This window comes from Actinomadura roseirufa (assembly GCF_900659635.1).
GTDB lineage: Bacteria > Actinomycetota > Actinomycetes > Streptosporangiales > Streptosporangiaceae > Spirillospora > Spirillospora roseirufa.
Genome location: NZ_CAACVB010000065.1, coordinates 22600 through 34854 on the forward strand (window position 1 = coordinate 22600; position 12255 = coordinate 34854).

The window sequence follows — 12255 nt, forward strand, 5'->3', positions numbered from 1 at the left end:
GCGGCCAACACCACCCAGCCGTATACAAAGACGGATGATTCGAAGGACGAACGCTTCTAGATCGAGGCGGTTCGTGCATGGCAGCTTGCGCCCGCCGACACCTGGTGCGATTCAGACCTTGGCGGCCTAGTCAACGCTTCAACCGCGTGGGCTTCTTCGTGGTAGGGCCCGATCTCCAGGTCGTCCACGACGATCTCGAGGCTGTCGGGGTCCACCAGGCCGGATACGCTGTAGCGCGCCGGCCAGGGGCGGATCTGCGGAGTGCGGACTTGCGGGATACGAACCTGCGTGATGCCACCCTACGGAACGCAGACCCGCGGGGCGCGGACCTATGGGGCATCAAGGGGCTCTCCGCCACAGCGGTGCGGGCGGCGGCGGGGGTGGACGAGCACACCCGGTTCTGAGTGTCTGGGAAACGATCATCCTCTGTGAGACTGTGGCGATGCCGTCTGCCAGTGTCGATTCCCGTAGTCATGTTCACTGGCGGGGCTATAGCGCTGCTTGCAAAGGACTTCGGAAGCTCCTGATTCCTGTACTCCTGTGCACTACCGTTGGTTCTTGTCTGTAATCGTGTTCACTACGGTGCGGGCTGCGGCCGCCGTCGCCCTGTACCAGGTGACCAGCGGCACGATCCTCGCGGCCGGTTCGCTGGGTCATCTGCTCTCCCAGCCCCGCCACGTGCGCGTCTACGGCGGCGACCGGTCCGCGGCTCAGCCCGGCTTCCCCGATGATGCAGACGGGCCCGGGACCCGGCCCGTGCTGCCCGGCTTCGGCCCCTGCCAGTGGGACGCCTTCCACCGCGAGCTCGCCAGGTTCATGGAGACGGCCAGGACTGCTCCGTCGGCCGCCCGCCAGATCCTGCACGTCTTCAGCTCGCGCTGCAGGACCCAGACGTGCTTCGAGGAAGAACGTTGCTTCCTCATCGGGTAGGGCCTGCCTCCGCACTTTCTTCCCGACGTCCACGGCATGGGGCGCGACGACCTGCTGGCTGGCCGATGATGACGTGGGCTTCTCGATCAAGCACTACTGCAGGGCGGGGAAGTCCGCGTGTGCCTGCTCCACGGCCTCGGGGTAGGCGCTGGTCTTCTCGTGCTCGGCCAGGGCCCGGTAGATGCTGGCCGGGGAGGGGTTGTGGCCTTTGTTCTTCCCGGTGGGGATGATCAGGTCCTTGCGGATATCGTCCACTTTCTCGCCGGCGGCTCTGCGGCGCAGGAGGGTGTGGAGCATGTCGTCGGTGATGACGGGGCGGCGGCCGCCGTGGTTGCCCTTGCGGGCGGCGGCGTCCAGGCCCTCCAGGATGGCCTCCCGGATGGCTTCGCGTTCGGTCTCGGCCATCGCGGCGAAGAACGCGAACAGCATCCGGCCCGGCCCGGACGGATCGTAGATCCCGGCCAGCGGCACCCTCCGAGCATCTCCAGTACCAGGCCGTGCGCGGTGAGATGGTCGGCCAGGGCGGTGAGCTCGGAGGCGTCGCGGCCCAGGCGCTTCATCTCATACACCGTCACGATGACGCGGCAGTGCGGGGCGTGGGCCTTGATCTGCCGGGCGGCCGCCAGCGCCTTCTCGAACTCGGGCCGGACCTTCACCCGGGTGGAGATCTTCTCGGAGAAGATCTTCTCGCGCGGGATCCCGTGCGCCTCCAGGGCGTCCAGCTGTGACTGAAGTTCCTGGGTGAGCGAGGAACAGCGGGCGTACCCGATCCGGATGTCGGCCGAGGGCCGGTCGCCGGTGACCGGCGCTGGCGGCGCGGTCCCGGGCCGCCACGGGGTCCCGGGCGCGCGGTCGGCCGGGGTCGCCACCCGCAGCAGCTTCGCCAGCCGGGGAACCTTGGTGAACCGGCCGGTGTGGTAGGTACCGGCCACCGCACCCGAACGCGACCGGCACGGCGAACCCGGCTCGACACCGCACCGCGGGCACAGGTAACGCTCGACCTCATCGGCGTCACGCGCCTCATGCCCGGATGAATCGGACGCCCGTGGCCAGCTCCCGGAGACTTCGCAGGTGGAGGAGACCGGGCCGCGGACGACCTCCGATAATCCCTATCGCAGCCGTCTGAGGATCTCATTCTCCGGTTCCATCTGTTTGGTCTTGCGGCGCAGCTCGACCAGCTCCTTCTTCTCGGAGCTGGTCAGGCCGTTCGTGCGACCCTCGTCAGCCTCTGCCTGCCGAACCCGACTGCTCAGGCACGACTGGCTAATGCCCAGGCTCTTGGCCAGCGCCATGACCGGCTTGTCGCCGGTCCGGGCCAGCTCGACAGCATGTTCGCCGGAACTCCGGCGGATGAGGCGGCGGCACGGGACGCTCCCCTCCCCGTTGGCCCACGGCCAACTCAGGTCACGTGGCCGTGACACCGGGGAAGCTCATAGCTTCCCAAAGACTGTTGTGACGAAGACTTCGTTGCGTTTAAGTGGAGGCATGGTGCGGCGTCTCCTCACGGTCGATCCGGATCGCCTCAGATCCCTGCGGGTGCAGGCGGGGTTGGATGTGCGTCAGCTCGCTGCGAAGGTCGGAGCGACGACCCGGATGGTCGGTTACTGGGAGGAGGGACGGCACGTCCCGGAGGCGAAGAACGTGAAAGCCCTGGCGCAGGCGCTCGGATGCTCGATCCCCGAGTTGACGGGCCGTCAGCCGGGCACCGAATCGTTGGCTGACTTGCGCTTCGCGGCGGGGTTGTCGACAGAGAAAGCCGCTGCCGTGCTGCGAGAGGAGCCGCTGGGCCGGGAGCTATTTGCCAGCGCCACCAAGCTACGTGACCTTGAGCGCAATCGCACAGTTCGCGGCTGGAAGTGGCGAGATCCGCAGTGCACCGGCCGCCTGGTGCGGCGGCTGGCCCAGCTCTACGGTGTACCCGTTCGCATGGTGCTGGACGCCTGGATCCGCTCCCGGCCAGGCGACCAGTTGCCCGCGCTGCCTGAACCCAAGGCGAAGCCGCCGAGTGCAGCGGCGCTGAAGCGGTGGGATTCGTTGAACGACCGGCAGCGGGTCTACCTCGGTGAGGTCATGCGAGAGGACCGGATGATCGAGGTGGAGATGTGGATGCGGCGCGCCCAGCAGTTGCCCGTACCTCCCGCCGCACAGTGGCGCAAACTGCCGTTCGCACTGCGCGCCGCCGCTGATCTCGTGGGCTACACCCGGTTGCAGGAACGGCTACGAGCCCGCGGACTCCATGATCCTGGCGCGGGCCCGACCCTGCACGCGCTGGCGCGTCACGGGCTGTTGTCAGTCAGTGAGGATCGGATCGAGGTGCCGGGCGTCGGTGTGGTCGCTCGGGTCTTGGTGGAGCTTCACCGGGTGGGCAGGGCGGCCGCGCGCGCGGGATTGCAGGAGCCTCGCGAACCCGGGCCGCCGGAGCATTTGCTGTCGGAATGGCTGTGGCGGACCGTTGTGCGGATCATCGAAGCGGGCGCAGACGGGCTCGCTGAGAACTCTCTGGCAGGGAAGGCCCCCTTCTACCTGGCTGTCGGGTACAAGCCCGCACCGAACGCGCACGCCAGCCGGGGCTTCATCGAGTCACGACCGGTGATGGCCACCGACGGCACCCATGTGCGGGAGTACCGCTGGCACCTGACCGACCTCGGCCGCCGCCACGTCCTGGAATATGGTCACCAATATGGTGCCATTTACCACAATGCGGACATCCCCCCGGACTAGGCAATATGGGTCATTCCTGATCGATTTCTAGAGTTACCGTCGAGTAAGCTATTACTGGCTCCAGAATTGTCGGTGGTTGCGTCTACTGTCTTTTGGCATGGCCCCCGTACCGCCCGACGGCGATGTCGTCTTCGGTGAGACCGAAGCTCTGTCCGTGCTCAACACCGCGTACATCCTGGCCGGAGAGGCGCTCACTGCTCCCGGCCTGCTCCCGCAGGAACGCCTAGCGACCCTGATGGAGTGTCACGGAGACGTGCTCGCAGCGCTCGGCCCCGCTACCCGGCTCCCGTTCGGGGAGTTCCGTGCCAAACTGCGCGGCCCCTTCGGTGACCTGCTGCCCGCCTGGATCTCCAATGAGGGTCTGGACGGTCTCACCATCCTCGACGGCGACGGGTACGTCACCGAGGACGCGTTCGACCTTCGCTGGGAGCACGCTGAACTGGTCTCGTTGATTCGGAGCCTGCGGGACTTCTCCGGTCAGCGAGTGAGCGCCGACACGGTCCGCAGCCATCTCGCGCAGGCCGAGGTGTTCGAGGCGATCTCCGGCCGAGGACCGGACCAGTACGTTCATGATCGCCGCAACCTCATCACCCGCCCTGCCGGTGATGCCGAGGAGCTGTCGGGTCTGGGATTGCCTCTGAAGGCCGTCGGGTTCTACGCCGACATCTCCTACCAGTCGCTCTACCAGGGTTGGTGGTTCGGCTGCCCGGTGTGCCGGTGGCCGATGAAGGTGACGGAGCACAAGAAGGCGGGTCGGGAGTACGGGAAGGTCGAGTGCTTCTACGCCCGGCACGCCGACACCGGCGCCCGCTACTCCTTTCAGCCGACCGACGGCGGCCCGCCCGTCCTGCAGCCGTTCACCGAACCTAGCCAACCTTCCGCCCGGGAAGCCCCGCTGCACCTGTCGGTCCCGGACGAACCGCCTCAGGCGCGCCCGGCCAGCGGCTGCAAAGCCCTTGACCGCGGGGTGTGGAGATACACCACCGTTCCCGGCCTGCCCGAACTTCGCCTGCACCACGTACTGGAACAGCGGCTGGCCGGAACGGGGGCGAAGGTGCAGTTGTGGCCGATGAGCGACGCCTACGACCACCGGATCGAGATCCGCCGCCCGGACGGTAGCACGGCGGTGTTCGAAGCCGACTTGAAGGACTATACGCACGGCCACACTCTCGGCCAGTCGATCCACCGGGCGCAGGGCGACCGCGGCGACGCACGCTGGCTCATCGTCCCCGACCACCGGGCCGGCCAGGTGCCGATGCTCGACAGCATCTGCCGCACGTACGACATGAGAGCCCTGGCAGCGACCGACTTCGCGGTGATGGTGTGCACCGAGGCAGGAGTGCAGTGGGCATGAGCAACGAACTGTCCGTCCGGGGTACCTACATATACGCCGCTTTGGCGTTGACTGGCCACTACTTCCCCCACCACGACGAGGACGGCCGGCTTCTGGCCGCCTTCCGCGATGCCGCGTTCTTCGCCAGCCGCAAACCGCAGGCCTGGGACCGGTGGCCCCTCCTGGACCACGAGGAGCGGCGCCGCATCGCCGACGTGATGTCCCTGGCACCGGTGGACCTGGCAGACGCGCACCGTTTCGCAGTGGCCGCCCGCTCCCGGCTGGGCGCCCTCCACGACGACGGCGATCAGGACGGCGATATCGCGGCGGTGGTGCATCCGTTCCTGCTGGCCGGGCCGGTCCCGTCCCGGGCCGAGGCCGCCCACCCTCATGTTGGTGGCGACCTGCTGGGATATGTCGACCGGATCACCGCCCGGTTCCGCCGCCCGAGCGCCCGGCTGCGGCCTCCGGAGTTCGCCGGACCCGGCGTTTGGAGTACCCGGAAGGTGTGGGTCACCGGTGAGGGTTCGATCCACGGCAAGCTCAACATCCCCACCTATCCCAACTTTGTGCAGGCCCCCGACCATTCGGTCCTGCCGACCGCCGTCACCGTCCCGCACATCCAAGAGATCGCGCCGACCGTGAAGGAACTGTTGGACGTGGCTGCCGTGGTCGAGCGCCGCTACGACGGTCACGACGACCGGTACCTGCACACCACCCTCACCCGCCTGTTCCGTGAACTGCAATGCGAGGACTCCGCGGGCGTGGAGGTGATGCGGCTGCTAGCGGGCCGAACCCAGATCCTCAACGCTCCGACCGGTACCGGCAAGACCGTTCTGGTCAGGGTTTTGGCCTCCTGGTTCGCTCTCCACGACCTACGGATCACGCTGGTCGTCCCTGATGTGAAAGCCACCCTGTCCACCGCGTGGGACATCTCCGCCGACCTGAACTACCTGCATCAGGAAGGCCACCTCAAGGGGCCAGCAACGTGCGTTCCCCTCATGGCGCCGGGCCGCAGGCACGAACGCGCCCTCAAGCACGCCACCCTGATCCGCGAGGAACCCCACGCCCCCGGCGAGTGGGGAAGACGCGGGGCCCGCGACATCGACGCCCTCGCCTACGGCTGCGCCCAGACCCGATTCCTCGACAGCGCCGGCACCTACCCTCCCGGGCAGGAGAACTGCCTGACCCTGCAGCGCGGCACCACCTTCGCCGCCTGCCCGTGGATCCCCCAATGTGGGAAGTTCGCTCCCGTCTACGCCTCCTGCGACGCCGCGGTGGTGGTCACCAACCACCACAACTTCATCGACGGCACTCTTAAGATCGGGGTGAACCTCGACGGGCGGCCGACCAGCGGCCTGACCGTCCGCGAGTTCGTGGTACGAACCTCGCACGCGGTCGTAATCGATGAGATCGACCAGTTCCAGTCCAACGTGGTCGACAAGTGCGCCACCCAGATCGTCCTCCATACACGCCGCCCTTGGGAGTCTGCGCCCCAGCAGTTCGACACCGACGCCAAGCACCTGCCGCTCCGAGTCGAATCCAGCCTCGTCACCTCCGTCAGCCACGTGCGGCTGATGGCCGAATCCCTGCTGCTGGCCATCTGTCACGGCGCCCTGCATCTGACCGTCAGCGACGACGACACAACAAGACGGCGCAGCGGCGGCGGGCAGAACGCCGGGTGGCGCCTGGCCAACGCACGCGACCGTGAACTGATCGACCTGCTCTTCCCCGGGCAGATCACCGCAGGCCAGCCCATCCCCGCCCACCTGTACGCCAAGCTGGATGCCCTGCTGCCCGAACGTTACAGCGCCGACAGCGGCGCAGCGGCGGGAGGCGGCCGGAGCGGCCACTGGCAGGATGTCGGCAAAGCCTTGGACGCGCTGTCGGCGCCACGCGGCGAAGACTTCCTGGACCTGGTGAAACTGGAACTGCACGGCCTGCTCACCCCGCTGATTCCCGAGGGCCGCAGCCGCAGCCGCGCAATCAACCTCCTGGTGGTCCGCGGCTACCTCAAGGAACTCGACGCCTGCCTGGGCATCTTGCGCGACGACGTGCAGCAGCTGCGGCACTCCGGATTGTCCTCGGCCAACCGGATCCTGGAAAACGTCCAGCCGCGATCCATCAACTCCGTCCTGCCGTTGGGGATGCTCGGCCGCGCCATCACCGGTTACCGGGTGACCGGCCTGGACAACAAGGAGAAGGACGCCGAACTATCGGCGCAGAACATCTCCGGTGACCCGCATACCTACGTCAGTGAACTCGGCGGGTTGGTGTCCCTGCTCACCGCCCGGGTGGAGCGGCCCGTCATCGGCCTGTCGGCCACCGCCTACTTCCCCGAAGCGGTCCGTGAGCACGTGCACGCCCCGGTCTCCTGGTGGATGACCGACGCCCAGGCCCGCTCCATCGTCACCGAATGCCACACCCTCACCTACGGGGCAGGGCATCCGATGATGGGCGAACCGATCCGGATCGCCGGCACCCATCCCAAAGGCAAACCCGAAGCGCTCATCGAACTCGGCGCCCGCCTGTACGAACAGAAGATCTCCAAGAAGATCGAGAAACTGCGCGGCAGCACCCGTGACCGTGATCGGGCCCGCGTCATCTTGGCTGCCAACAGCTACGAGCAATGCGCCCATCTAGCGCTCGGCCTGTCCCGTGCCAAAGGCTTCAACCACCGGGTGTGCGTCGCCGTCCCTTCCAACGAGCCGAACCGCTACGCCCGCCACCTACCCGCGGCCAGCCTGGCCCGGCCGATCACGCCCGAAGAATTCGAGGACTTCCCCACCTTCGGCGACATCCTCATCGCCCCGCTGTCCGTGATCGCCCGCGGCCTCAACATCGTCGTCGCCACCCGCTCGGCCGTCCAGTCGATCTACCTGTGCACCCGGCCGCCGCTGACCATCGACGAACCCGCCTGGATGTACGGCAGCGTCAACGCCGCAGGCGTCAGCGCCCTTCCCGCCAAAGGCGACGCGGACCCCCTCCAGGCGGTCCGCGTCGCCGCCGAGCGGGCGTGGGAACAACTCGGCCTGATCCTTCGCTCCCCCACCCAGTTCTCCGCCATGACCCACACCCTGCAAGAACAGGTCATCGCCGGGATGCTCGTCAACCTCATCCAGCTCGCCGGCCGTGCCCGCCGCGGCGGCACCGACATGAACCTGCACCTCGTCGACTACTCGTTCCAGGACGAAACCTGGAGCTCGGACCTGACGACGATCATTCAGCGCATCCACTCCCGCTGGCCCCCCGAGGTCCAGCGCCGCATGAACGACCTGTACGGCGAGGCGCTCGGCGCGTTCTTGTCCTACGCCGGAATCGACCCCGACCAGGTATGAGGCACTTCCCCGCCTCACGTTGCACACCCCTCCATGACATCGCCTTCCCAAAGATCCCAAGGAGACGCTGATCCCGTGGCCCGCGAGCACGCTCCCTACGCCAACACCCTCGCCCTACGGTGCACCCCGCACCTCGTCGGCGACTCCTCCGTCTATCTGCGACTCTTCGACAACGAGACTCGCGGCGCGTGGCGGGACCTGAACAAGCGCACCCGCCGCGGCGGGCCCGAGCAGGTCCCCTACAGCATCGCCACCACCGTCCTGCGGGCGCTCACCGGCGGCTACGTCCACCTCGACAAGTACTGCGCTTTCCTGGCCTCCAAGGAACCCATCAGCGACGCCACTCTCATGCGCATGTTCACCTACCTGGAAGGGTTCGCGCTCGGCGAGGCGATCGACACCGTCACGCTCCGCCAGCCGACCCACCTGGCGCGCCTGATCGCCGACACCCCCGAACGACACCAGCATCTGGCCGCCTTCCTCACCCCCCGCCACGGCCAGCAGCCCGTCGTGCCCGACTGGGTGTACAAGACCATCGTGTGGGACCTAACCGGCCAACTAACCTCCCAGCCGTTCAACGTCACCAAGCTCCTCCCGCTTCGCAAGCCAAACAAGGAGGGAAAGCTCTACACCTACGACTGGGAGCCCGGGGAACCCAGCAAGATCGACTACCTGCCCGACAGCGACGGCAACGCCATCGCCTGGGACGCGCCGTTCGGCCGCTCTCACAACAGCGACGAGCCGATCGACCACGCCCGCATCACCGCACGCGACGCCCAGTACGCCCTGTCCCTGATCTCCCTCACGATGAAGACGCTCCCGAACATCACCAACCCGGTACTGCTGCTGAACTCCCGCGTCACCCGCATCTACAGCAACCTCGTCTACGCCAAGACCGCACTGCTCGCCCAACCGAAACCCGGCCTGCCGCTGCTGCGGGTCACCCTCACCGGCGGCGGAGGCATGCGCACCGTCAACCGGCTCGCCCTGCAGGTCCTGGCCTACCTCAAGATGGACGACACCCCGCTCCACGACATCGAACAGCGCGCCGCCACAGAACGACTCACCGTCAAAGCCGCCCGGGAAGCAGGCAACAAGCCACACTTCATCACCCCGCCGCCCGGTACGGTCCGTCCGATCATGCCCAAGAACTACGGGTTCTCCGTCGGTACCGGTGCTGGCATCCATCACCTGCGGCTGCTCGCCGACCACGTCGACGCCGTGCTCGGCGATCGAGCCAGTGGCCTGGACATCGTCCAGGCCGACATGAGCTTCAAACCCCGCCCCACCGACCCCCTGCGCGCCAAGGACAAGGCCGCCCGCCAAAAGGCCGGACTGCCCAACGACACTTTCGGCTTCCCGCCCGTGCCCGACGTACACGCTGCCATCCTCGAAGCCGGGTACACCCGGCTCCGGATTCTGTGTCTGTACTACCGGGACGAGACCCGCCTACGCATGATCAACTGCCTGGCCAGAGCCTACGACCTCGATCCCGCCCGGCTCGATCCGCCCGAAGGCACCGAGATCTCCCTCACCGACCACGTCAGTGTCGTCTTTCAGGCAGCACCCAAGTTCCTCGCCCACGGCCCCGCCAGCGGACGATCGGACGCCGCCGAAGCGTTCGCCCCGTTCCTAGACGGAGGCGACACGGTGATGATCGGGGCGTTCTGCGAGACCGAGTACCCCGACAAGCCAGCCCGACTCAAGGGTGAAACCTCCGACGCCCTCGCGCTGCGGATCGAGCAGATCGACGCGAAATTCCAAACCAAGCCGTTCTTCACCAAACGCAACATCACTCCCCAGTACCTGCTGGGCAAGAGGCGCGGCAAGTTCGGCAAGGCCGATGAGGTCGTCGCTCCCTCAGAGACCGATCACCCCGCCTACATGGCCTTCTGCGACCTGTACCGTGGCCTCGGCATCATCGACCAGCGCCTCGAACTCGCCCTCGTCACCGACGGCGGCGAACCGGCCCTGCCCCGCATCACCTTCTGCGGGGTCCACGTCCGCAAGCAAGCCAGCCCCGCCGGAGCCTCCGGCGAGCCCCGCCGCATCATCCTCGCTACCGCCCTCGTCCCCTCCCCCGAACCCGGCGGCGTGTGGACAATGCTCGGCTGGACCTCCCTCGACCGCCAATGGCTGCCCTACCGCGAAGCCGCCACCATCTTCCAATCCCACAGCTACCCCGCACACCGGAACGGCGCTGGCTCCTCCGAGAACCAGCGGTGGGCCGAAGCCGGCCGGGACATCGACCGAGCACTGGCCGACCTATCCGAACATCTCGACGGTCAGCCCTACGCCGTCATCATCGACGGCCACGCCTGCCGCCGGATCTGGCCCGGCCTGCAGAACAAGAACCTCGACCGCGCCCCCGACCCCGACGAAGGCCGCACCTGGCTACCAGGCGCAGGAATCCAACCTCACCAGCGCCCCGCCGCCGTCATCCGCATCAACATGAGCGCCGACGAAATGCCCCAGCCCTACTCAATCACCCGCATCAACAAGGACGGCACCAGCAAGGACTCACGCACCTCCCCACTGCTGTACAAGGTGAACACGGACTTCGGCACCCCCACCTGGATGCTGTTCAACGTCCCCCGCAACTATGACGGCAGCGGCGGCGGACGCCTCGGATCTACTCTCACTCGGTGGCACGCCTCCATCGGCAAGGGCGGTGAAAATGCCGCCGACCGCAGGAAGAACGAGCTCAAAGCACCCTGGTATACCATGACCAACACCGGCATTCACCCGATCGTGCTCGGCCCCGGCATCGACGGCGCGGCCCTCGCCCACGCCACCGCACGGCTGTGCCACCAAACCATCGCCTGGTCCGACCGATCCCGCTACCCCGCACCCCTGCACGCCGCCAAACAGATCGACCTCGACCACCCCGAATACCGCCGCTCCACCCCACCCGAAGACCGGCCCAGCTCCGACGAAGATGAAGAGTTCGTCGACGAATAGGCTCCTACCTCGATCACGGGTTGTGACTTCCCAGGTTGAACGGTGCCAGGCACAGGTCGAGCTGGCCTAGTGTCCTGTAACTGAAAACTATTTACTTGGTATTGTTTGTGATCAGTCGCTTGTAGTCACGTTGGAGGACGCGGACCTTAGCGATGATCTCTTTGGGTTTGGCGGTCCAGGCGAACGGTCGCGCGTCGGCGTTCCAGTTGGCGATGTAGGCGTTGATCGTGTCGACGGGGATGCGCAGTGATCCGAAGCTTCCGCGGCGGATGTCCTGCCGGATGATGATGCCGAACCAGATCTCGATCTGGTTCAGCCATGAGCTTCCGATCGGGGTGTAGTGAAAGCGCACATTCGGGTGAGCGTCAAGCCATGCGTCGACCTCCGGTCCGGAGTGGGTGGAAAGGTTGTCGAGGACAACATGCAGTTCCCGGTCTGCATGGCGCCTGGTCACTTCGTTCATGAAGGTGATGAACTTGCCGGTCCTGCGCCGAGGAAAGCACTTTCCCTCCACTTCGCCGGTGGCGATATCGAGTGCCGCGAACAGGTTCGTGGTCCCATGCCGCACGTAGTCATGGGTGCGCTTCTCATTCTTGGAAAAGGTGATCGGCAACAGCGGCTGCGTCCGCTCCAGGGCCTGGACCTGTGTCTTCTCATCTACCGACAACACCACCGCGCCGTCCGGCGGGTCGGGATACAGGCCTACGATATCGATCACCTTCTCGGCGCACTCCGGATCACGCGACAGTTTGAAGGTGCCCTGCCGCCACGGCTGCAGATCATGTTCCTTCCATATCCGCACGATCACGCTGCGCGAGACGGAGATGTCCTCCTCCCGCTTCAGATACGCGGACATCTCACGGCTCGACCAATGAACCCTTTTCATCCTCGGGTGCTGTGGGTGACGCGGTGGTTTTGTAGGACGGCGATGGCTTTGACGATGTGGCCGGTCTTGCTCGGGCTGCAGCGCAG

The 12255-nt window shown here is 66.6% G+C and carries 9 protein-coding genes and 1 pseudogene; 6 read left to right on the plus strand and 4 right to left on the minus strand.

The features are described 5' to 3' along the window. Positions 1-77: 77 nt before the first annotated feature. A complete protein-coding gene (locus tag E1291_RS45120; protein ID WP_131738702.1) occupies positions 78-404 on the plus strand; it encodes a pentapeptide repeat-containing protein in 327 nt (108 codons plus the stop codon). Positions 405-558: 154 nt separating this feature from the next. After that, on the plus strand, positions 559-930 hold the full coding sequence (locus tag E1291_RS16540; RefSeq protein WP_131738703.1) for a hypothetical protein: 372 nt from the start codon (positions 559-561) through the stop codon (positions 928-930). A gap of 93 nt (positions 931-1023) precedes the next feature. On the opposite strand, the gene E1291_RS44640 is transcribed toward E1291_RS16540, so the two are convergent. The 3 genes and pseudogenes from E1291_RS44640 to E1291_RS16550 all read right to left on the minus strand — a co-directional run bounded on the left by E1291_RS44640 (position 1024) and on the right by E1291_RS16550 (position 2222). Then, complete coding sequence (locus E1291_RS44640) at positions 1024-1401, minus strand: recombinase family protein (RefSeq protein ID WP_278045264.1); 378 nt, start codon at positions 1399-1401, stop codon at positions 1024-1026. Between the two features lie 20 nt (positions 1402-1421). After that, positions 1422-1937 (minus strand): annotated as a pseudogene (locus E1291_RS45125) (recombinase family protein); the annotation flags it as partial. A gap of 102 nt (positions 1938-2039) precedes the next feature. Then, positions 2040-2222 (minus strand): hypothetical protein, encoded by a 183-nt coding sequence (locus E1291_RS16550; RefSeq protein WP_131738704.1) that lies wholly within the window; start codon positions 2220-2222, stop codon positions 2040-2042. A 193-nt stretch (positions 2223-2415) separates the two neighbouring features. On the opposite strand from E1291_RS16550, the gene E1291_RS16555 reads away from it, so the two are divergent. From E1291_RS16555 to E1291_RS16570, 4 genes are all read left to right on the plus strand, one after another. After that, entirely contained in the window at positions 2416-3651 is a 1236-nt protein-coding gene (locus E1291_RS16555; RefSeq protein ID WP_165495144.1) for a helix-turn-helix domain-containing protein, read from the plus strand. 97 nt (positions 3652-3748) lie between these two features. Then, positions 3749-5005: a restriction endonuclease-related protein gene (locus tag E1291_RS16560; RefSeq protein ID WP_131738706.1), complete on the plus strand. Its 1257-nt coding sequence runs from the start codon at positions 3749-3751 to the stop codon at positions 5003-5005. Continuing rightward, the gene (locus E1291_RS16565; protein WP_131738707.1) at positions 5002-8322 is read left to right on the plus strand and encodes a DEAD/DEAH box helicase family protein; all 3321 of its coding nucleotides are present in this window, start codon (positions 5002-5004) and stop codon (positions 8320-8322) included. The genes E1291_RS16560 and E1291_RS16565 overlap by 4 nt, the downstream gene beginning before the upstream one ends. A gap of 75 nt (positions 8323-8397) precedes the next feature. Beyond that, positions 8398-11283: an RNaseH domain-containing protein gene (locus E1291_RS16570; RefSeq protein WP_131738708.1), complete on the plus strand. Its 2886-nt coding sequence runs from the start codon at positions 8398-8400 to the stop codon at positions 11281-11283. Positions 11284-11374: 91 nt separating this feature from the next. Here the strand turns inward: E1291_RS16570 and E1291_RS16575 are convergent, their stop codons facing one another. Further along, positions 11375-12169, minus strand: a complete 795-nt coding sequence (locus E1291_RS16575) for an IS630 family transposase (RefSeq protein WP_278045265.1) — start codon at positions 12167-12169, stop codon at positions 11375-11377. Positions 12170-12255 lie beyond the last annotated feature (86 nt).